We start from the raw sequence: 21,037 nt of genomic DNA on the forward strand, positions 1-21,037 counted from the left end.
CCGGCAGGCGAAGACTCAGTCCTCGCCGAGGTACGCCTTCCGTACCGACTCGTCGTGCAGGAGGTCCTGGCCCGTGCCGGAGAGGACGATGTTGCCGACCTCCATGACGTGGCCCTGGTCCGCGAGGGAGAGCGCCGCTTGGGCGTTCTGCTCGACCAGGAGGATCGTCGTGCCCGATGCCTTGAGCTCGACGATCGTCGCCAGGATCTTCTGCATCATGATGGGCGAGAGGCCCATGGACGGTTCGTCCAGCATGAGGAGCTTCGGCTGGGACATGAGGGCGCGGCCCATCGCCAGCATCTGCTGCTCGCCGCCGGACAGTGTGCCCGCCGCCTGCTTCTGACGTTCTCCGAGGATGGGGAAGAGGTCGTAGGCGCGCTGGATGTCCTTCTCGATGCCTTCTTTGTCCTTGCGGAGGAAGGCGCCGAGCTGGAGGTTCTCCGCGATGGTGAGGCGGGGGAAGATGTGCCGGCCTTCGGGGGAGTGGGCCAGGCCGAGGGCGACGATCTTGTGGGCGGGGACGCTGTTGAGCGGTTTGCCGTCGAAGGTGATCTTGCCGCCCGAGGGCTGGAGCAGGCCCGAGAGGGTGCGCAGGGTCGTGGTCTTGCCGGCGCCGTTGGTGCCGATGAGGGTGACGACCTGGCCGGCTTCGACGCTGAAGGAGATGCCCTTGACGGCTTCGATCTTGCCGTAGGAGACCCTGAGGTCCTCGACCTCTAGCAGTGCGGTCACTGGGCTTCTCCCTTGGTGCTGGTGGTGCTCTCCGCTTCTGGGTCCGCCGTTTCCGCCGCTTCCGGAGTCTCCGGGGTTTCCGCCGGGGTTTCCTCGGGGGCGCCTTCGAAGGGTTCGCCGAGGTAGGCGGCCACGACGCGTTCGTCGGCCTGGACGACGTCGGAGGTGCCTTCGACGAGTTTCTCGCCCTGGACGAGGACGGCGACGCGGTCGCAGAGGTTGAAGATGAAGCGCATGTCGTGCTCGATGACGAGGACGGCGATGCCCTTGTCGCGGATCGCGAAGACCAACTCTTCGGTGGCGCGCGTCTCTTGGGGGTTCATGCCGGCCGTCGGCTCGTCCAGCAGGAGCAGGCCCGGCTCGCTCGCCAGGGCGCGTGCGATCTCCAGCTTGCGCTGCTCGCCGTAGGGGAGGTTCCTCGCCAGGTGGTCGCGCTTGTGGGCGAGACCGATGAACTCCAGGAGTTCCATGGCGCGTTCTTCGCTCGCCTTTTCGGCCTTCTTGAAGCCGGGGCCGCGCAGGAGGGCCGACCAGAGGCCTTCCTTGGTGCGGGTGTGGCGGCCGACCAGCACGTTCTCCAGGACCGTCATGTTGGCGAACAGGCGGATGTTCTGGAAGGTGCGGGCGATGCCGGCCTTGGTGACCAGGTGGGGCTTCGGCGGGAGCACCGTGCCCTGGTAGGAGACCGTGCCCTCGGTGGGGACGTAGAGGCCGGTGAGGCAGTTGAAGAAGGTGGTCTTGCCGGCGCCGTTGGGGCCGATGAGGCCTACGATCTCGCCGGCGTTGACGGTGAAGTCGACGGAGCGGACGGCGGTGAGGCCACCGAAGCGCATGGTGACGTCACGGGCTTCGAGTACAGGTGTCGTCATGGCTCTCTACGCCCCTGCCTTGGTGATGGCCGGTTCGTCGGTCAGGGTCGTGGTGTCCGGTACGTCGAGTTGGCCGGTCTCGTGGAATTCGAGTTGGCGCCGACGGTTGGGGATGATCCCCTCGGGACGGAAGCGCATCAGGAGGATGAGCGCGATGCCGAAGGCGAGGAGCGACTTGTCCTGGAGGGCGACGAGCTTCTCCGGGAGCAGGTAGAGCAGGGCGGCGCCGAGGAAGGGTCCGGAGACGGTGCCCATGCCGCCGAGGACGACGGCGGCCAGCAGGAACGCGGAGTTGGGCGGGGCCGCTCCGGCGAACTGGTACGGGTTCGGCACCACGCTGTAGGTGACGTGGGCGCTGACCGTGCCGGCCAGGCCGGCGAGGGTGGCGCCGAGCGCGAAGGCGATGAGCTTGACGCGGAAGCCGTTGATGCCCATGGCGGTGGCGGCGGTCTCGTCCTCGCGGATGGCGATCCAGGACCGGCCGATGCGGGAGTCCGAGGCGCGGCGGTAGATCGTGACGACGAGGGCGCTGATCAGGACCATGAGCAGGTAGTAGTTGGCGAACCGGCCGATGGTGAATCCGGCGATGTCGTGGTTCTGGCCGAAGTCGAAGCCGAAGAACGACAGGTCGGGGATGGACGGGATGCCGTTGGGGCCGTTGGTGATGTCGGGGCCGGAGACGCCGTCCATGTTGTTGACGGCGATGCGGAAGATCTCTCCGAAGCCGAGGGTCACGATGGCGAGGTAGTCGCCGCGCAGGCGCAGGGTGGGGGCGCCGATGAGGACGCCGAAGACCAGGCTGGCGGCGGCGCCGGTGAGGGCGGCGGCCCAGAAGGGGAACTGGACGCCGGAGAACTTGGAGAACTCGGAGCCGGAGACCAGGGCGGCGGTGTAGGCGCCGACGCCGAGGAAGGCGACGTAGCCGAGGTCGAGGAGTCCGGCGAGGCCGACGACGATGTTGAGGCCGAGGGCGACGGTGCCGAAGATCAGGATGTTGACGCCGAGGTTGGCGTAGTGGTCGTTGGTCTGGGTGAAGGGGAAGCCGATCGCGGCGACGAAGCCCATGGCGAGGGCGAAGCTGCGGTTCTGGGCCGTGAGGTGGCTGAAGCGGTCGAAGAGACCCGCGGTCTGCAGGGCCCAGGCGGTGAAGACGACCACGATGAGGAAGCCGACGAAGAGTTCGTCCTCGGCGTCGATGCCGTAGGCGAAGACGGTGAGGGCGAGGGCGGCGACGATCGTGATGGTCAGTCGCTGGATCCAGGGAGCCGTGTCCTGGGGTGCCGGGACCTGGTCGGCCTTGGCGATGTACGCCTTGAGCGTTTCCGCGGTGCTGGCGGTGGCCTTCTGCGGGAGGGCGAGGGCGCCGATCACGGGGAGCAGGGAGGCGACGGCGGCGATGTAGGTGCCGGGTTCCCAGTTGACGATGCCGCCGAGTTCGGCGGCGATCGAGATCACCGTGTACCAGGTGACGGCGAAGCCGCCGAGGGCGACGAGGACGAGCGGCGCGTTGTTGCGGGCGGGCAGGAGCCAGCCGAGTCCGCGGACGCCGTAGGCGGCGAGGGCGAACAGCGCGGTGAGGAGACCCGCGATGAGGGTGAGGACCTGGAGGCCGCCGGGGTAGCCGTTGACGGTGAGGTCGCCGGGGAAGTCGGAGGTCCAGGTCCAGCGGAGGAACGTGGAGGCGGTGGTGAGGATGCCGCCGCCCAGGAGGAGGGCGCGGGCGGCCGCGAGGGGCAGCGGGATGAGGCCGCGCTGTTCCGCGGGGGCGGTGGCCGGCGTCTGAGGGGTCTCGGTCGTCTCGGTCATGTGATCACGCCCTGTCCGCGACGCGTTCGCCGAGCAGACCTTGTGGCCTGAACAGCAGTACGAGGATGAGGAGACAGAAGGCCCACACGTTGGCCCAGCTGGAGCCGCCGAGCTGTTCCATGCCGGGGATGTGGCTGATGTACGCGGAGGCGAGGGTCTCGGCGACGCCGAGGACGACTCCGCCGAGCATGGCGCCGTAGATGTTGCCGATGCCGCCCATGACGGCCGCGGTGAAGGCCTTGAGGCCCATCAGGAAGCCCATGCGGTAGTCGATGTTGCCGTACTTCAGGCCGTAGGAGACGGCTGCTACGGCGGCGAAGAAGCCACCGATGGCGAAGGCTATGACGATGATGCGGTTGGTGTCGATGCCCATGAGCTGGGCGGTGTCCGGGTCCTGCGCGGTGGCCTGCATGGCGCGGCCGGTGCGGCTCTTGCGGACGAACCAGGCGAGGCCGGACATGCACACGATGGCGGCGATGACCAGGAAGATGTCGGCGTCCGAGATGGTGACGGAGCCGATGTCGTGGTTGCCGTCGAGGCTGGGGAAGGAGCGGGCCTTGTCGGCGCCCGGGTAGAAGTTCCGGACGAGTTCCTGGAGTGACAGGGAGAGGCCGATGGCGGTGATCAGGGGCGCCAGCCGTGGTGCTTGCCGCAGGGGGCGGTAGGCGAATCGTTCGGCGCCCACCGCGACGAGGACGGAGACGATTCCGCCGCCGATCAGCATGAGTGGTACGGCGACCACCATGGAGGTGCCGCTGGGCAGGATGTAGGCGTAGACCGTGAGGGCGCCGAAGGCGCCGGTCATGAAGATCTCGCCGTGCGCGAAGTTGATGAGCTGGACGATGCCGTACACCATCGTGTAGCCGATGGCGATCAGCCCGTACATCGAGCCTAGGAGCAGCCCGTTGGCCAGCTGCTGCGGCAGGGTGTTCACCGCGTGGCCTCCATTGTCGCTGGTGGTCGTGTGCACAGATCGCGTGCCTGGGGGTGGGGGTGTGACAACGGGCCGCGCGGTCGGGATCCTCCTTCCGCGCGGCCCGTGGTGCGGTGGTGCTGGAGCTGTTGAGGTCAGCTGCCGTTGAAGGTGCCGGTCTTCACGGCCTTCCAGGCGCCGTTGGTGACCTGGTAGACGGTGAGCTGCTTGTTGGTGGTGTCGCCGTACTGGTCGAAGGCGACCTTGCCGGAGATGCCTTCGAAGTCGGACTTCTGTACGGCGTCGACGACCTTGGAGCGGAGGTCGTTGCCCGAGGGCAGCTTGTCGCTGTTGCCGTCCTTGACCGCCTTCACTGCCTTGATGATGGCGGTGGCGGCGTCGTAGGCGTAGGCACCGTAGGCGCCGTAGTCACCCTTGTAGCCCTTGGCCTTGTAGGTCGCGATGAACTGCTTGGCGGCGGGCAGGGTGTCGGCGGGGACACCCACGGAGGTGGCGAGGTCGCCCTCGGCCGCCTTGCCCGCGGTCTGGATGTAGGTGGTGGCGAACATGCCGTCACCGCCGAAGAGCGGGATCTTGACGCCGGCGCCCTTGAGCTGCTTGGTGATCTTCTCCGACTCGTCGTACTGGCCGCCGTAGTAGAGCAGGTCGGCGCCGGAGTTCTTGATCTTGGTGACGAGCGAGCTGAAGTCGGTGTCGCCGGTGTTGACGTGGTCGGTGCCCGCGATGGAGCCGCCGAGCTTCTTGAAGGCGCCGTTGAAGATCCCGGCCAGGCCGGCGCCGTAGGTCTGCTTGTCGTCGACGACGAAGGCCTTCTTCTTCTTGAGGCCGTTGTACGCGTAGTCGGCGGCGAAGGCACCCTGCAGGGCGTCGGTGGTGGCGGTGCGGAAGTACGTCTTGTACGGCCGCGTCTTGGTGGTCGTCCAGTCCTTGCCCTGGGTCAGGGCGGGGTTGGTGTTCGACGGGGAGATCTCGACCATGTTGGCCGAGGCGAACACCTGCTGCATCGACTGGGCCACGCCGGAGTTCAGCGGGCCGACGGCGCCGACCACGTTGCTGTCGCCGGTGAAGGCGGTGGCGTTGGACTGGCCGGTGGCGGGCTGGGCCTTGTCGTCCAGGGCCTTGACCTTGAACTTGACGCCGGGGACCCAGTTGTTCTTGTTGGCGTCGTCGACGGCGATCTGGACGCCGTACTGGATGCCGAGGCCGGTGGTGGAGTTCTCACCGGACAGCGGGGCGTCGACGCCGATGGTCAGGGTGGTGGACCCGCTGTCGCTCTTGCTGTCGCTGTCCCGGGAGCCGCAGGCGGTGAGGGTCAGAGCTCCGGTCGTGAGAACGGAGGTCAGTATCACCAAAGAACGCTGTCGCACAATCAGTCCTTTCCGCAGGCACAGTCGCTCCGGTGTGGAGCGGCAAGGTGCTGCGCTGGTACCCAACTCCCGATGGAGCGGTGACTGGCCGTGACTCTAAGCCCGGTCTGTGGGCATGGGCATCGTCGTGCGCTGGCTTGTGACTTTCTTGTTATGACGTGCAGGTTGGCGGGGATCGCGGAGGGTGGGTCTCGGCCGGTTTGGCGGAATTCAGCCGCGGTCCACATTTTGAGAACCTGCACTTCCGCTTGGCCGTGGGCCTGGCCTGGCTTTTGTCGTGCCGCAGGCCCTGTGGAGGAGCTGGGAAAGGTCCTTGGAGTAGGCGCTGCCGAAGATGAAACTGTGGTGTTGTATTGCGCGCGTGTTACGCAGCGTTACGTCCAGAAAGGCGAGGTCCGCATTCAGGGGCAGTCCGGAACAGTCGGAAACCGAGATCTCCACGGTGACGCGGCGGGTCGTGCCGGTGCGGACGGTGAAGGAGGGGGCCGGGACGGCCTGGGCGGTGAGCCCGTCGAAGGCGGCGCCGATGACGCGGATGGCGACGGGGGGTCCGCTGTCCACCGTGACGGCGAAGCGGAAGAAGCCGGTCGTGGTGGGGGTGTCGGTGGTCTGGGCGAGCCCGGTGTAGCGCCATTCGGTGATGTTCGCGGGCCACGGGACCGGCGGGGTCGGGTCGTCCTGCCGCCCGTCGTGGAAGGGCGGCAGGAGGACGGCTCCGACGGCCACTGCGGCGACCGTGCCCGCCGCGAGCACGGCCGTGCGGGAACGCCGCGGCAGGGTGTGCCAATGGTCGCTCAGGCGGGGCGAGTCACCCCCGATGACTTCGTAACTCCCGTCCCTCTCCGGTGAGTCGACGGATTCGACGGGCCCGATACCGCTCATGCCGGCAGCCTCATGGGGAAACGGTAGGGGAGCGGACGGGGGTGCGGAAGACGGGGTCAAGATCCTCCGGTCCGGGGCCGGTTCGCGGCCTGCGCGTGGACCCGGCCGCGAACGGCTCGCGCGGGGACGTCAGTTCGCGGTGGGTGCGGGGACCGGGTCGCCCGGCCTGATGTCCCGCAGCATGCAGGTCAGCCGCGCGGTGCACACCCGTCGCCCGTCCTCGTCACTGATCACGATCTCGTACGTCGCCGTCGAGCGGCCCCGGTGCACGGGGGTGGCGACGCCGGTGACGAGGCCGGAGCGGGCGCCTCGGTGGTGGGTGCAGTTCAGGTCGACGCCGACGGCGAGCTTCGTGCTGCCGCCGTGCAGCATGGACCCGAGCGAGCCGAGGGTCTCGGCCAGGACGGCGGAGGCGCCGCCGTGCAGCAGTCCGTACGGCTGGGTGTTCCCCTCGACCGGCATGGTGCCGACGACGCGCTCGGCGGACGCCTCGACGATCTCCACGCCCATCCGGGTCCCGAGGTGCCCCGCGGAGAAGAGGGCGACCAGGTCGACGCCGAGGGCCGAGTACTCGTCGATGACGTCCTGCGGGAACTTCCCGTGCTGCTGCTCGCCCATGGGGCCGACTCCGTTCGTCCTGCGTCCGGCTGGTGCACCTGACCGACGACTGAGCAAACGCTCAGTCGGTGACCGATTGTTCCAGACGTACGACGACGGACTTGCTGGCCGGGGTGTTGCTGGTGTCGGCGGTGGCGTCCAGGGGGACCAGGACGTTGGTCTCCGGGTAGTAGGCGGCCGCACAGCCCCGGGCCGTCGGATAGTGCACGACGCGGAAACCGGGCGCCCGCCGCTCGATGCCGTCCTTCCACTCGCCGACCAGATCGACGTACGACCCGTCGGCGATCCCGAGCCGGGCGGCGTCGTCGGGGTGGACCATGACGACCCGCCGGCCGTTCTTGATGCCCCGGTAGCGGTCGTCGAGGCCGTAGATCGTGGTGTTGTACTGGTCGTGCGAGCGCAGCGTCTGCAACAGCAGGCGCCCTTCGGGGAGTTCGGGGTACTCGACGGGCGCGGCGGTGAAGTTGGCCTTGCCGGTCGCGGTCGGGAAACGGCGTTCGTCGCGCGGGGCGTGCGGGAGGGCGAAGCCGCCGGGGTGCGCCACGCGCGCGTTGAAGTCGGTGAAGCCGGGGATCACGCGGGCGATGCGGTCGCGGATCGTCGCGTAGTCCTTCTCGAACTCCTCCCAGGGCGTGCGGGATTCGGCGCCGAGGACGCGACGGGCCAGGCGGCACACGATGGCCGGCTCGGACAACAGGTGCTTGCTCGCGGGCGCCAGGCGGCCGTGCGAGGCGTGCACCATGCCCATGGAGTCCTCGACGGTCACGAACTGCTCGCCGCCGCCCTGGAGATCGCGCTCGGTGCGGCCCAGGCAGGGCAGGATCAGGGCACGCGCGCCCGTGACGGCGTGCGAGCGGTTCAGCTTCGTCGACACGTGCACGGTGAGGCTGGCGCGCCGCATGGCGGCTTCGGTGACCTCGGTGTCGGGGGACGCGGACACGAAGTTGCCGCCCATGGCGAAGAAGACCTTCGCGTCGCCGTCGCGCAGGGCGCGGATCGCGGCGACGACGTCGTAGCCGTGCTCGCGCGGCGGGGCGAAGCCGAACTCCTTCTCCAGGGCGTCCAGGAAGGCGGGTGCGGGGCGCTCGAAGATGCCCATCGTGCGGTCGCCCTGCACGTTGCTGTGGCCGCGCACCGGGCACACGCCGGCGCCGGGGCGGCCGATGTCGCCGCGCAGCAGAAGGAAGTTGACGACCTCGCGGATGGTCGGGACGGCGTGCTTGTGCTGGGTGAGGCCCATCGCCCAGCACACGATGGTGCGCTCGGAGGCGAGGACCATCTCCAGGGCCTTCTCGATCTCCGGGCGGGTCAGCCCGGTGGCGAGGAGCGTCTCGTCCCAGTCGGCGTCCCGCGCGGTGGCGGCGAACTCCTCGTAGCCGTGCGTGTGTTCGTCGATGAAGGGCTGGTCGACCGCACCCTCCGTCTCGAGGATGAGCTTGTTCAGGAGGCGGAAGAGGGCCTGGTCGCCGCCGATGCGGATCTGCAGGAACAGGTCGGTGAGGGCGGCGCCCTTGAGCATGCCCTGCGGGGTCTGCGGGTTCTTGAACTTCTCCAGGCCCGCCTCGGGCAGCGGGTTGACGCTGATGATCTTCGCGCCGTTGGCCTTGGCCTTCTCCAGGGCGGAGAGCATGCGCGGGTGGTTGGTCCCCGGGTTCTGGCCGGCGACGACGATCAGGTCGGCCTGGTAGATGTCCTCCAGCAGGACGCTGCCCTTGCCGATGCCGATCGTCTCGTTCAGGGCCGAACCGCTGGACTCGTGGCACATGTTGGAGCAGTCGGGCAGGTTGTTGGTGCCCAGCTCCCGCGCGAACAACTGGTACAGGAACGCTGCCTCGTTGCTGGTCCGGCCCGAGGTGTAGAACAGCGCCTCGTCGGGGGAGCCGAGGGCGGCGATCTCCTCGGCGACGATGTCGAAGGCACGCTCCCAGGAGACCGGTTCGTAGTGCTCGGCCCCTTCGGGGAGATACATGGGATGCGTCAGACGCCCCTGCTGGCCGAGCCAATACCCGCTGCGGGTCGCGAGATCGGCCACCGGATGGGCCGCGAAGAACTCGGGGGTGACCCGGCGCAGGGTGGCCTCCTCGGCGACCGCCTTCGCGCCGTTCTCACAGAACTCCGCCGCGTGCCGGTGGTCCGGCTCCGGCCAGGCGCAGCCCGGGCAGTCGAAGCCGTCCTTCTGATTGACCCGCAGCAGCGTCAACGCGGTGCGCCTGACCCCCATCTGCTGCTGGGCGATGCGCAACGTGTGCCCGATCGCCGGAAGTCCGGCCGCGGCGTGCTTGGGCTCGGTGACCTGCGGGGCGTCCTGGACCGGATCACCCTTGGGCGGCTTCGTGGCCATCGCGGGCCCTCCTTCGCTGGCACATGTGCGCTACGTCTCCGATCCTCGCACGGGGCAGTGACAACGCCGAGGTCGGTTCGCGGGATCTATGGGTTCGGGGGTGGGACGGGGGCGGCGGGTGTGTAAGGAGGGGTGGTGGGGGGCGGCGGGTGTGTGGGGTGGGGTGGGGCGAGGGGCGGTGCGGGGCGGCGGGTGTGCAGGGTGGGGTGGGCGAGGCGTGGTGCGGGGCAGCGGGTGTGTGAGGCGGTGCGGGGCGAGGAGTGGGGCGGGCTTGTCCGGCTCCTCGCCACTGTGGGGCCGCTGGTCCGGCGGCCTTCGCCGCTGTGCGTGCCGCCGTCCGTCCGGCCTGTGCTGCGGCGGGCTGTGCCGGTCCGTCCGACCTTCACGGCGGCGGGGCGGGGTGGGACGCGTCCGCCCGGGTCCGCTGCGGCGACGGGGACCCCGCTCATGCGCGGCGACGGTGCCCTCTTCGCGCGCGCGGGGTCGATTCGGCGTCCGTCCGGCCCGGGAGCATCAGGGACGGTGCCCTCTTCACGCGCGGGGTCGATGCTGACACCCTCGCTCACCCCCAACCGCAGCTTGTGCCCTCTTCACGCGCGCGGGGTCGATCGCCTCGGTACCTCGCGGCGGAAGGACCTCGTTCACGTTTCACGCGCGCGTGGCCACGCGGTCAGCTGGAGACCGGTTCTCCTACGGCCGTTGCCGCGAGGCGACCGGGCCCACCGCCTTCGCCTTCCGTGGGGACTGCCTTCGCCCCGGCCCCCTCCGTCTCCGCATGTGCCTCCGCGTCGAGGGCCACGACGTTTTCGGCCGCCGTTCCCGCCGTTCCCGCCGTCGCGACAACCGCTTCCGCCGCCGCCGACGCGAGCCCGCCGTCGCGACCGTGACCTCCGACGCGGTGACCGTGACTCCGACTGTCAGTGGGGCGTGGCAGGATCGGGGTCGTGGCAGAGACAGCATCGAAGAAGACCGACAAGACCTCCGGGAACACCTCCGGCGGAGACCGTCCACGGCTGATGCTGATGGACGGGCACTCGCTGGCCTACCGCGCGTTCTTCGCGTTGCCCGCGGAGAACTTCACCACCGCGACGGGCCAGCCGACGAACGCGATCTACGGCTTCGCGTCGATGCTGGCCAACACCCTGCGCGACGAGGCGCCCACGCACTTCGCGGTGGCCTTCGACGTGTCCCGCAAGACCTGGCGCTCCGAGGAGTTCACCGAGTACAAGGCGAACCGCTCCAAGACCCCGGACGAGTTCAAGGGCCAGGTCGAGCTGATCGGCGAGCTGCTCGACACGATGCACGTGTCCCGGTTCGCGGTCGACGGCTTCGAGGCCGACGACGTCATCGCCACGCTCGCCACCCAGGCCGAGGCCGCGGGCTTCGACGTGCTGATCGTCACCGGCGACCGCGACTCGTTCCAGCTGGTGTCCGACCACACCACGGTCCTGTACCCGACGAAGGGCGTCTCCGAGCTGACCCGGTTCACTCCGGAGAAGGTCGTCGAGAAGTACGGGTTGACGCCGGCCCAGTACCCGGACTTCGCGGCACTGCGCGGCGACCCGTCCGACAACCTCCCGGGCATCCCCGGCGTCGGCGAGAAGACCGCCGCGAAGTGGATCAACCAGTTCGGTTCGTTCAAGGAGTTGGTGGAGCGCGTCGACGAGGTCAAGGGCAAGGCCGGGCAGAACCTCCGCGACCACCTGGACGCCGTCAAGCTCAACCGCCGCCTCACCGAGATGGTCAAGGACGTCGAACTGCCCAAGACGGTCGTCGACCTGGAGCGCGCTCCGTACGACCGCACGGCCCTCGCGATGGTTCTCGACACCCTGGAGATCCGCAACCCCTCCCTGCGCGAGCGCCTGTTGGCCGTCGACCCGGGCAATGAGGAGGCCGACGCGACCCCGCCCGCCGAGAGCGGTGTGGCGGTCGACGGCTCGGTCCTCGGCACCGGCGAACTGACCGGCTGGCTCGCCGACTACGGCACCGAGCCGCTCGGTGTCGCCACCGTCGACACCTGGGCGCTCGGCTCCGGTTCGGTGACCGAGGTCGCGCTCGCCACCGCCGGGGGAGCGGCCGCCTGGTTCGACCCCGCCGAACTGGACGAGAGCGACGAGAACGCGTTCTCGGCCTGGCTGTCCGACGCCGACCGCCCCAAGGTGTTCCACAACGCCAAGGGCGCGATGCGGGTCTTCGCCGAGCACGGCTGGACGATCGCCGGCATCTCCATGGACACCGCGCTCGCCGCCTACCTGGTCAAGCCCGGCCGTCGCTCGTTCGACCTGGACGCGCTGTCTCTGGAGTACCTCGGCCGCGAGCTGGCCCCCGCCGCCACGGCAGACGGTCAGCTGGCCTTCGGTGCGGACGACGGCGCCGAGGCGGACGCCCTGATGGTGCAGGCCCGCGCGATCCTCGACCTGGGGGGTGCCTTCGGCGAACGCCTCCAGGAGGTCGGCGCGGCGGACCTGCTCCGTGACATGGAGCTGCCCACCTCGATCCTGCTGGCCCGCCTGGAGCGGTCCGGCATCGCGGCCGACAAGGCACACCTCGAAGCGATGGAGCAGATGTTCGCCGGCGCCGTGCAGCAGGCGGTGAAGGAGGCGCACGCGGCGGCCGGGCACGAGTTCAACCTCGGCTCGCCCAAGCAGCTCCAGGAAGTCCTCTTCGGTGAACTCGGCCTGCCCAAGACGAAGAAGACGAAGACCGGCTACACGACGGACGCGGACGCCCTCGCCTGGCTGGCCAACCAGACCGAGAACGAACTGCCGGTCATCATGCTCCGCCACCGCGAACAGGCGAAGCTGCGCGTCACCGTAGAGGGCCTGATCAAGACGATCGCTACGGACGGCCGCATCCACACCACGTTCAACCAGACGGTGGCCGCGACGGGCCGCCTCTCCTCGACGGACCCGAACCTGCAGAACATCCCGGTCCGCACGGACGAGGGCAGGGCGATCCGCAGGGGCTTCGTGGTGGGCGAAGGCTACGAATCGCTCATGACCGCGGACTACAGCCAGATCGAACTCCGAGTGATGGCCCATCTCTCCGAGGACGAGGGCCTGTTGGAGGCGTTCACCTCGGGAGAGGACCTGCACACCACGGTCGCCTCGCAGGTGTTCTCGGTCGAGGGTTCCGCGGTCGACGCGGAGATGCGCCGCAAGATCAAGGCGATGTCGTACGGCCTCGCCTACGGCCTGTCCGCCTTCGGCCTCTCCCAGCAGCTGAACATCGACGCGGGCGAGGCGCGGGTCCTGATGGACACGTACTTCGAGCGCTTCGGCGGCGTACGGGACTATCTGCGCCGCGCGGTCGACGAGGCGAGGGCGACGGGCTACACGGCGACCCTCTTCGGCCGCCGCCGCTACCTCCCCGACCTCAACAGCGACAACCGCCAGCGCCGCGAGGCCGCCGAGCGCATGGCTCTCAACGCCCCGATCCAGGGCACCGCGGCGGACATCGTCAAGATGGCCATGCTCAAGGTCGACACCGCCCTGCGCGAGGCCGACCTCAAGTCCCGCATGCTCCTCCAGGTCCACGACGAAATCGTCCTGGAGATCGCCCCCGGCGAACGAACGGCCACAGAGGAACTCGTCCGCCACGCGATGGCCGGCGCGGTACACCTCCGGGCACCGCTGGACGTCTCGGTGGGCGTGGGCCCGGACTGGGAGTCGGCCGCGCACTAGCCTCCGGCGGTCGGGCGGGGGTGTGCGGGGGGTTTCCCCGGCCGGGGGTGGGTGTGTGCCGGCCGGGATGGGACGCGGCGCCGCGCGGGCGCCCTGGGAGGGACCTGTGGTGCCCACCCCCGCAACGCACCCCGCCCCGCCTGCGGAGACCCGCCTGCGCGGTCCACCCGCACGAAAATCCCGCCGTGACACCGTGAACGCTCTCCGTGGCGCGCCTGCCGGTATGGCACTGCCTCTCGGGGGTTGTTTGACCTGGCCCGCGCGAAGACTCCGCCGTGACACCGTGAACGCTCACCGCCGTGCGTCTCACCCGTGCCGAACCCCCGCTCCTGGACCCGGCCCGCAAGAGATTCCCGTCGCAACGGCGAGCACCCACCACAGCCCATCCCGGCGGTGCCGAACCCACCTCAACCTGTCTCGTGCCGCCCGCAGGGCACTCGGCACCGCTTCCCTCCCCAGCCCGCGCGCCCCCACCTCTCCCGGGCCGCCCGCAACCCACCCCGCCCGGCACAAACACCCACCCCGGCCACAGAAACCCCCCGCACAACCACCGCCCAACCCCCGGAGGGCCCGTCACCCGCGTGGCCCCGCCGGAAGCGCCCCTCGCCCCCGGCGACCGTAAGGATGCGGGCATGGGTATACGCATGCTCCATCGCCGGACAGGTCGGGTGCGGACTCAGATACAGGCAGCGGGTGCCGCCGGCGCGAAGGGTGCGCCTCGACCGCCGGCTCCGGCCTTCGCCGCCAGGGCAAGCACCGCGCGCATCCCCGCCGACCTCGCGATGGCCGTCCAGCACACGGCCGCAGGACTCCGGCAGCGCCTCACGTTCCGGGACGACACGGACGTGGACCCCCGGGAACAGGTCAGACACCCCCAGGGACCCGCCATCACCCCCACCGGCACCCCCGTCTGGCGGCTCTGGGCCGAACTGGGGCGCGGCTACCTGGACCTCGTCCTCAGCCGGCTCCCGAGGTCACCCGCCGCGCACACCATGACGGTGTTCATCGTGACCCCGCCGGACGGCTCCGCCCCGCGCTGACCCCGTCCAGGTCACCAGGCCGCACGGCCGCGGCCGGCCGCCACACCCGGACACCGATCGCGTACAGCAGCACCCCCAGCGCCAGTCCCGCCCCCGCTCCGAAGCACACGGTCGGGATCAGGTCCCAGGGGGTTGCCGTCGAGCCCCAGTAGGCCCACCAGGTCGACGCCCGTTCCGCCGCCGCGATCAGGGCGCAGGCGGCCAGGACGATCCCGGCCGCCCACCGGTCCCGTACCGACAGCACGGGTACACCCACCGGCTCGGTGGCCGGAACCCGTCGTAGCGCACGCACCACGAACGCGGTGATCAGGAGCGCGCCGAGCGCCGAACTGCCGTACTGCAGGGCCGAGAAGAGGGGCCTGCCGCCCAACTCCCGGTCCAGGACGGGGAACAGGCGTACGCCCCACCGGTCGTGGTGGGTGAACGCGTCCCACACGACGTGGGTCAGGCCGCCGATGACCGCGGAGACGTACCACCACGCGGCCAGTGACGGGGTCGCACGCGCGCGTGGAGCGCCGCAGCGCAACAGGGTCGCCGTCGGGGGCCGGCGGGCGCGCGGGAGCAAGGCCACCAGGGGTTCGCGCAGGAGCAGCCAGAGGCCGACCGTCGCCCAGGTGATCGCGACGTCGACCGTGAGGACGCCCGGGAAGGAGTGCGTGACCGTCCCGAACTCCATCGCTCCGGGGACCGCACTCGCCGCGTAGTACGTCATGTCGGGGGCGAAGGAACCCGCCACCAGCACCGCCGGTACGAGACGGCCGCGCCCCCTTCCGTCGCCGCGCACGGCGGGCAGTACGGCGGCGGCATGACTCAAAGTGAACGGCAACAGGGCTCCCCGTAGGAGACATCGGCATATGGCCAGGCGGTGAATAACGGTCACGAACGGGTGCCCGTGCAAAGCAAGTTGTCGTAGGGTCGCCTGGGTCCCCGCGCAGGGGAGCACGGGCGGGCGGAGGCACCGGAACAGAAGTACACACCATCCGAAAAGCACCACGAGGGCAACCTACGAGGCGGGTCGACCGTCACAACAGGCGCAGAGGCAACAGACAAGGACGGGCGCTCGGGCGTCCCTGGGAGGGGTTCACTCCATGACGGCGCATTTCGGCAGGCGGCTGCGCAAGGGTGCGGCGACGACGGCGGTGGCCGCGGCAGCGGTCGCGGCACTGTCCGCGTCCCAGGCTCCGGCGGTGACCGGCGGCCACAGAACGCTCGCCACCGGCCAGGCGACGCCCGACGGGACCACCGACCACAGCGCCACCGGAGACTCCCCGTACTACACGGACCTCCCGCCCCTGAGCAGCCCCATCCCGAGCCCGAGCACCAGCCAGCCGCCGTCCATAGGGACCCCGGTCTCGGTGGGCGAGGCCGAGGCCGGCATCCCGGCGACCGTCCTCGACGCCTACAAGAAGGCCGAGACCGAACTCGCCTCCTCCAAGCCCGGCTGCAACCTGCCCTGGCAACTCCTCGCCGCCATCGGCAAGGTGGAGTCCGGCCAGGCGCGCGGCGGCCAGGTCGACGCGAACGGCACCACGACCTCCAAGATCCTGGGCCCCGCGCTCGACGGCAACGGCTTCGCGCTCATCAAGGACACCGACCACGGTCTGTACGACGGCAACAGCACGTACGACCAGGCCGTCGGGCCCATGCAGTTCATCCCGTCCACCTGGGCCTGGGCGGGCCGCGACGGCAACGGCGACGGGGTCAAGGACCCCAACAACGTCTACGACGCCGCCCTCGCCGCCGGCCACTACCTGTGCCGCAACGACTGGAACCTGTCGACGGACGCGGGCCTGCGCAGCGCGATCCTCAGCTACAACAACTCGACGGACTACCTGAACACGGTCCTGTCCTGGCTGGAGTACTACCGCAAGGGCACCCACTCGGTCCCGGACGGCACGGGCACCGTGCCGTCGGGCCGCAGCGACGACAACTCCCCGTCCAGTCCTACGACTCCGCCCTCGTCGTCGACTCCGAGCACCCCGTCGAACCCCTCCACGCCGGGCACCCCGTCGAACCCTTCGACGCCGGGTACCCCGACGCAGACGCCCACCCCGACGCCCACGCCCACGCCGACCCCCACCGACACGGTGGCCAAGCTGGCGGACGCGGGTACGGCGAAGCTCACCGCGGTGGCGGGCGACCAGTTCAGCAAGAAGATCAGCACCAGCGCCAAGACCTCGGCCGGCAAGGCTGTCGGCAAGGTCAGGATCCGGTTCACGATCGTCGGGACCACCGACGCCACGTTCGTCGGCGGCGAGAAGGTCGCGACGGTCGTCACCAACGCCTCCGGTGTGGCCGTCGCCCCGGCCCTCCAAGCCGGCGAGACCACCGGTGACTTCACCGTCCGCGCGACCGTCGTCGGCCGTACGATCGCCGGTCTCGACTACACGGCCAGCGTCACGCCCCGCGTCGCCGACACCCTGGTCCGCACCAGCACCACGGCGCTGACCTGCACCTCGGGCGGCGAGTTCGCCGACCAGGTCGAGGTGAAGGCCACGGAGAACGGCGCGGTCGCCGACAAGGTCGCCGCCACCGCGACCCTGATCAAGGCCGCCGACGACGCCACCGAGAACGACAAGGGCCCCTACTTCAAGGACGCGGACGGCAAGACCGTCCGCACCCTCACGGGCCTGGCCACGGACGCCGACGGCCTCCTGAAGCTGCCGAAGCTGTACGCCGACGACACCACCGGCACCTTCCTGCTCCGGATCACCACCACGGGCGGCGCGACCCTCACGGTCGAACTGACCGTGGCGGCGGCCGACACCTCGTCGTCCAGTCCGAGCGCGAGCCCGAGCCCGTCCGTGTCACCGAGCGCGTAGTCCGGCCGCACGACCGTAGGACGAGGGCGCCCCTCCGCTTCGGCGGGCGGGCGCTTTTGTCGTGTGTGCAACGTGTTCTCATCTCGCCCGTGCGTTGCTACGGTGCCGGACCTGACGACCTATCAGTTCCTGGATCCATTCGGTTTCTGTCTGTCGGGAGGCCCGGTATGCGCGCTCTGATCGCCGCCGCGACCGGACTCGTGCTCGCGTTCGCGCTGGTCCTGACCATCACCGCGATGGGCTCACCGATGGGCAAGACCTCCCCGAAACCGCTGCTGACGACGGTTCCCGCGCACCCGTAAACGCTTGCGCAAGCGTTTACGCGAGCCCTTTACGGGTGCGCTCAACCGCCAGGGAAGGAGGCCGAGATGCGCCGCAAGGCCAGCCTGATCCTGCTCGCCCTCGCCGTGTTCTTCACGGCGCTGTCCCCGCTGCTGCGCTGGTACGCCTTCCCGCGGCTGGCCAAGATCCCGGCGAACCAGTACCAGGACATGGTCCTGGAGGCGAAGAACGCCACCCTCCTCGACTACGGCACCATGCAGGCCAAGACGGTCCCCAAGGTCACCATCGTGCAGACCCTCAAGGGCGACGTGGAGGCGGCCAAGAAGATCGACAAGACGACCGGCCGGGACGTCGTCGTCTGGGACGGCCTGTCCTACGTCCAGGGCCCCGACGGCAAGATGGTGTCGTCCATCCCCGAGCGCTACATCTTCGACGCGCACACCCAGGACCCCGTCCACGCCACCGGCGAGATGGTCGACGGCGACCCGGTGAAACGGGACGGCATCGAGTTCAAGTGGCCGTTCCTGACGCAGAAACGGGACTACGAGTACTTCGACGCGCAGACCCGCACCACCAACCCCATCCACTACAAGGACACCGAGAACTTCCGCGGCGTCAAGGTCTACTACTTCGAGCAGACCATCCCCTGGACCAAGGTCCCCTTCCCCAGGACCATGCCCGTGAAGGGCATCACCCCGGAGTCCGTCGCCAAGACGGGAACCACCCGCTGGTACACCACGGTCCGCAGGTTCTGGGTCGAACCCGTCACCGGAGCACCGGTCTACGGCGAGGAGATCCACAAGGAGGAGCTGCGCGGCGGCACCCTCCTGGGGGGCCGGGTCAAGGTGACGGCGTTCGCCGGTGACGTGAAGATGCGCGAGGACTACATCAAGCACACCGTCGCCCTGGTGAAGTCCAACCGCACCCTCGTCCTCCTGATGGTCTCCTACCTCCCCTGGGGCTTCCTGACCCTCGGCCTCCTCCTGCTGGCCCTCTCCCTCTACCTGGAGGCCCGCAGCAGGCGCCCCGGAGACCCCGCCCCCACCGAGGTCCACGAACCGGAACCGGTCACCGCCTGAGCCGCGCGTTGGTGAACCGGGTGGCCGCGGCGGCAGCCGGATCCTCCGGCCACGGATGCTTCGGATACCGCCCCCGCAACTCGGCCCGCACGCCCTTGTAGCCGTCCTTCCAGAAGGAAGCGAGGTCGGCCGTGACGGCGGCGGGCCGCCCGGCGGGGGACAGCAGATGCACGAGTACGGGCACCCCGGCGACGGTCGGCGACTCGTGAAGCCCGAACATCTCCTGCAACTTCACGGCCAGCACGGGCTGTTCGGGATTCCCGTAGTCGATCCGGATCCTGGACCCGCTCGGCACGAGGAACCGCTCCGGAGCCAACTCGTCCAACCGCCCCGCGTCCCCCGAGGCCCACGGCAACAACCGCCGCAACCCCTGCCCCGCCTCGATCCGCCCCAGATCCCCCCGCCGCCGAGCCCGCCCCAACTCCGGCTCCAACCACTCGTCCACACGCGTGTGCAGGGCATCGTCGGACACATCGGGCCAGGGCTCCCCGACAGCCGAGTACAGGAACGCCAGCCGCTGCCGCAGGACTTGAGCATCGGCGGACCACCGCAACAGCCCGAACCCCTCCTGCCGCAGCCCTTCAACAAGCGCATCCCGTACGGCAACGGGATCGGCGTTCTTCAGAGGCCGCACCGCCAACTCGACCGCCCCGAGCCGCTCGACGCGCCGGGCCACGACATCGCCGCCGGCCCAGTGGACCTCGTCCACCTCGCTGAGCAGCGCCCCGGCCGCGAACCGGGCGGCCTCCTCGTCGACCACGGCTCCGAGCTGCACGCGTGCGTGCCCCTTGCCGATCGGCCGGTCCGCCACGGCGACCGCGATCCAGGGTGCCCCGCGAAGAGCGCTGGCGTCACCGACTTCGGCACGGGTGCCGGAGACGAGGAGGTAGGAACCGCCGTCGGCTTTGGCAACGCGTTCGGGGTAGGCGAGGGCGGCGACGAGTCCGACGAGCGCGTCGTCATGTGCGGCACCCGCCGAAGCCTCGACATTCACCTTTGTCGGCGCGGGGTTTCGGGTGGGTCGGTGGGAAATCTCCGCCCCCACGGCCCGCAGTCGCCGAACCTCGGCACGCCACCGCCCGGCATAGGTGTCCCCTCCACGCCGGGCACTCCGCAAAGCCCCGGCGAGATCGTCACCGTAGGCCCGCGGCGCCTCCTCACTGAGCAGCGCGACAACCTCGGCGCCGGCCGGACCCGAGTCCAACAAGGCCCGCCCCAGCCGGGGATGGAGCCCCAGCCGAGCCAACTGCACACCCCGAGACGTGGCCCGCCCACCCGAGTCGACGGCACCCACGGCCGCCAGAACATCCCGCGCCGCAGCCATCGCCCCGGAGGGAGGCGCATCGAGCAACGCCAGCCCCGACGCCCCAGGATCCCCCCAGCACGCCGCCTGAAGCGCGAACGCCGTCAGGTCGGCCACCTTGATCTCCGGCGCCGGAAAACGCGGCAGACGGGAATCCTCGGCCTCGCCCCAGCACCGGTACACCGCTCCCGGTGCCTCACGCCCTGCTCGCCCCGCCCGCTGCCGCCCCGCCGCGTGCGACGCCCGTACCGTCGCCAACGCGCTCAGCCCGCGCGCGTGATCGACCCGCGGCTCCCGCGCCAACCCCGAGTCGACGACCACCCGTACACCAGGAATCGTCAGCGAGGACTCCGCCACGGACGTCGCGAGCACCACCCGCCGCCGCGCCCCCGGCGACAGCACCGCGTCCTGTACGGCGGCCGGTGCCCGCCCGTGCACCTGGAGCACCTCGGCCCCGCCCAGGTCGCCCAACTGCCCGGCCACGCGCGCGATCTCCCCGACCCCGGGCAGAAAACACAGCACGTCCCCGTCCCGCTCACCCAGCGCCCGCCGTACCGTCGACGCCACGTGCGTGAGTAGCGCCGGGTCCACGCGCATGCCGTGCGGCGGTCGTACGGGACGTGGTGCGGGCGTCCAGACGACCTCCACCGGGTACGCGACACCCTCCGCCTCGATCACCGGCGCATCGCCCAACAGCCGGGCCCAGCCCTGCGCGTCGGTGGTCGCGGACGCCGCGACGAGCCGCAACTCGGGCCGCAGGGCCTCCCGTACGTCGACCAGGAAGGCGGCCACCGTGTCCGCGTCGAGGTGGCGTTCGTGGCACTCGTCCAGGACCACGGCGTCGACGCCGGTCAACTCCTGGTCGCGTTGGAGCCGTTGGAGCAGCACTCCGGTCGTGACGACCTCCACGCGTGCGTGCCGTCCGACGACCCGCTCGCCGCGCACGGTGTAGCCGATGCTCTCGCCGACCTTCTCGCCCAGCAGCCACGCCATGCGCCGGGCCGCCGCCCGCGCCGCGATCCGCCGCGGCTCGGCGACGACCACCCGCCGCGCGGGGCCCTCGCCGAGCAGCCCGGCCAGCGCGAGCGGCACCAGCGTCGTCTTGCCGGTGCCGGGCGGCGCGACGAGCACGGCCGCACCGCCCGCCTCCAGGGCGGCGTCGAGTCCGGGCAGGGCACTGCGGACGGGCAGCGCGTCGAGGGCGTCGTAGCGGATCACGACCCCAGTGTCGTACGCGGTGCGAAACGACCTCTACGCGTGCGTGCCCGCTTTCAGTTCA

The 21,037-nt window shown here is 70.2% G+C and carries 15 protein-coding genes; 5 read left to right on the top strand and 10 right to left on the bottom strand.

Annotated features, from left to right (window positions below; all coding sequences use genetic code 11):
* Window positions 1–15 precede the first annotated feature (15 nt).
* The 8 genes from OG226_RS36000 to OG226_RS36035 all read right to left on the bottom strand — a co-directional run bounded on the left by OG226_RS36000 (window position 16) and on the right by OG226_RS36035 (window position 9,549).
* Entirely contained in the window at window positions 16–732 is a 717-nt protein-coding gene (locus OG226_RS36000; protein WP_328683967.1) for an ABC transporter ATP-binding protein, read from the bottom strand.
* Window positions 729–1,601: an ABC transporter ATP-binding protein gene (locus OG226_RS36005; protein WP_329351178.1), complete on the bottom strand. Its 873-nt coding sequence runs from the start codon at window positions 1,599–1,601 to the stop codon at window positions 729–731. The genes OG226_RS36000 and OG226_RS36005 overlap by 4 nt, the downstream gene beginning before the upstream one ends.
* 6 nt (window positions 1,602–1,607) lie before the next feature.
* Window positions 1,608–3,407, bottom strand: a complete 1,800-nt coding sequence (locus OG226_RS36010) for a branched-chain amino acid ABC transporter permease (RefSeq protein WP_329351179.1) — start codon at window positions 3,405–3,407, stop codon at window positions 1,608–1,610.
* A gap of 4 nt (window positions 3,408–3,411) precedes the next feature.
* Window positions 3,412–4,341, bottom strand: a complete 930-nt coding sequence (locus OG226_RS36015; RefSeq protein ID WP_328683970.1) for a branched-chain amino acid ABC transporter permease — start codon at window positions 4,339–4,341, stop codon at window positions 3,412–3,414.
* 134 nt (window positions 4,342–4,475) lie between these two features.
* A complete protein-coding gene (locus OG226_RS36020) occupies window positions 4,476–5,693 on the bottom strand; it encodes a branched-chain amino acid ABC transporter substrate-binding protein (protein WP_328686534.1) in 1,218 nt (405 codons plus the stop codon).
* 225 nt (window positions 5,694–5,918) lie between these two features.
* On the bottom strand, window positions 5,919–6,590 hold the full coding sequence (locus OG226_RS36025; protein WP_328683971.1) for a hypothetical protein: 672 nt from the start codon (window positions 6,588–6,590) through the stop codon (window positions 5,919–5,921).
* Between the two features lie 129 nt (window positions 6,591–6,719).
* On the bottom strand, window positions 6,720–7,208 hold the full coding sequence (locus OG226_RS36030; RefSeq protein ID WP_328683972.1) for a PaaI family thioesterase: 489 nt from the start codon (window positions 7,206–7,208) through the stop codon (window positions 6,720–6,722).
* 61 nt (window positions 7,209–7,269) lie between these two features.
* Window positions 7,270–9,549 carry an FdhF/YdeP family oxidoreductase gene (locus OG226_RS36035; protein WP_329351180.1) on the bottom strand — a complete coding sequence of 760 codons (2,280 nt, stop codon included), beginning with the start codon at window positions 9,547–9,549 and terminating at the stop codon, window positions 7,270–7,272.
* Between the two features lie 944 nt (window positions 9,550–10,493).
* On the opposite strand from OG226_RS36035, the gene polA reads away from it, so the two are divergent.
* Window positions 10,494–13,232 carry a DNA polymerase I gene (gene polA, locus OG226_RS36040; RefSeq protein ID WP_329351181.1) on the top strand — a complete coding sequence of 913 codons (2,739 nt, stop codon included), beginning with the start codon at window positions 10,494–10,496 and terminating at the stop codon, window positions 13,230–13,232.
* A gap of 632 nt (window positions 13,233–13,864) precedes the next feature.
* Window positions 13,865–14,272 carry a hypothetical protein gene (locus OG226_RS36045; RefSeq protein WP_329351182.1) on the top strand — a complete coding sequence of 136 codons (408 nt, stop codon included), beginning with the start codon at window positions 13,865–13,867 and terminating at the stop codon, window positions 14,270–14,272.
* On the opposite strand, the gene OG226_RS36050 is transcribed toward OG226_RS36045, so the two are convergent.
* Complete coding sequence (locus OG226_RS36050; RefSeq protein WP_329351183.1) at window positions 14,235–15,098, bottom strand: DUF4184 family protein; 864 nt, start codon at window positions 15,096–15,098, stop codon at window positions 14,235–14,237. The genes OG226_RS36045 and OG226_RS36050 overlap by 38 nt on opposite strands.
* 262 nt (window positions 15,099–15,360) lie before the next feature.
* Between OG226_RS36050 and OG226_RS36055 the strand changes: the two genes are divergently transcribed.
* The 3 genes from OG226_RS36055 to OG226_RS36065 all read left to right on the top strand — a co-directional run bounded on the left by OG226_RS36055 (window position 15,361) and on the right by OG226_RS36065 (window position 18,455).
* Window positions 15,361–17,094 carry a lytic transglycosylase domain-containing protein gene (locus tag OG226_RS36055; protein WP_329351184.1) on the top strand — a complete coding sequence of 578 codons (1,734 nt, stop codon included), beginning with the start codon at window positions 15,361–15,363 and terminating at the stop codon, window positions 17,092–17,094.
* A gap of 167 nt (window positions 17,095–17,261) precedes the next feature.
* Window positions 17,262–17,396 carry an SPW_0924 family protein gene (locus OG226_RS36060; RefSeq protein WP_106437209.1) on the top strand — a complete coding sequence of 45 codons (135 nt, stop codon included), beginning with the start codon at window positions 17,262–17,264 and terminating at the stop codon, window positions 17,394–17,396.
* Between the two features lie 66 nt (window positions 17,397–17,462).
* A complete protein-coding gene (locus OG226_RS36065) occupies window positions 17,463–18,455 on the top strand; it encodes a DUF3068 domain-containing protein (RefSeq protein ID WP_328683978.1) in 993 nt (330 codons plus the stop codon).
* Here OG226_RS36065 and hrpB read toward each other — a convergent pair.
* A complete protein-coding gene (hrpB, locus tag OG226_RS36070; protein WP_328683979.1) occupies window positions 18,445–20,976 on the bottom strand; it encodes an ATP-dependent helicase HrpB in 2,532 nt (843 codons plus the stop codon). The genes OG226_RS36065 and hrpB overlap by 11 nt on opposite strands.
* Window positions 20,977–21,037 lie beyond the last annotated feature (61 nt).

Source organism: Streptomyces sp. NBC_01261 (genome assembly GCF_036226385.1).
Taxonomy (GTDB): domain Bacteria; phylum Actinomycetota; class Actinomycetes; order Streptomycetales; family Streptomycetaceae; genus Streptomyces.

What these genes read in the sequence shown, in the direction of transcription:
- OG226_RS36005 (WP_329351178.1), bottom strand. Translation starts at nt 1,601, where the DNA reads ATGACGACACCTGTACTCGAAGCCCGTGACGTCACCATGCGCTTCGGT.
- OG226_RS36010 (WP_329351179.1), bottom strand. Translation starts at nt 3,407, where the DNA reads ATGACCGAGACGACCGAGACCCCTCAGACGCCGGCCACCGCCCCCGCG.
- OG226_RS36025 (WP_328683971.1), bottom strand. Translation starts at nt 6,590, where the DNA reads ATGAGCGGTATCGGGCCCGTCGAATCCGTCGACTCACCGGAGAGGGAC.
- OG226_RS36030 (WP_328683972.1), bottom strand. Translation starts at nt 7,208, where the DNA reads ATGGGCGAGCAGCAGCACGGGAAGTTCCCGCAGGACGTCATCGACGAG.
- OG226_RS36035 (WP_329351180.1), bottom strand. Translation starts at nt 9,549, where the DNA reads ATGGCCACGAAGCCGCCCAAGGGTGATCCGGTCCAGGACGCCCCGCAG.
- OG226_RS36045 (WP_329351182.1), top strand. Translation starts at nt 13,865, where the DNA reads ATGGGTATACGCATGCTCCATCGCCGGACAGGTCGGGTGCGGACTCAG.
- OG226_RS36055 (WP_329351184.1), top strand. Translation starts at nt 15,361, where the DNA reads ATGACGGCGCATTTCGGCAGGCGGCTGCGCAAGGGTGCGGCGACGACG.
- OG226_RS36060 (WP_106437209.1), top strand. Translation starts at nt 17,262, where the DNA reads ATGCGCGCTCTGATCGCCGCCGCGACCGGACTCGTGCTCGCGTTCGCG.
- OG226_RS36065 (WP_328683978.1), top strand. Translation starts at nt 17,463, where the DNA reads ATGCGCCGCAAGGCCAGCCTGATCCTGCTCGCCCTCGCCGTGTTCTTC.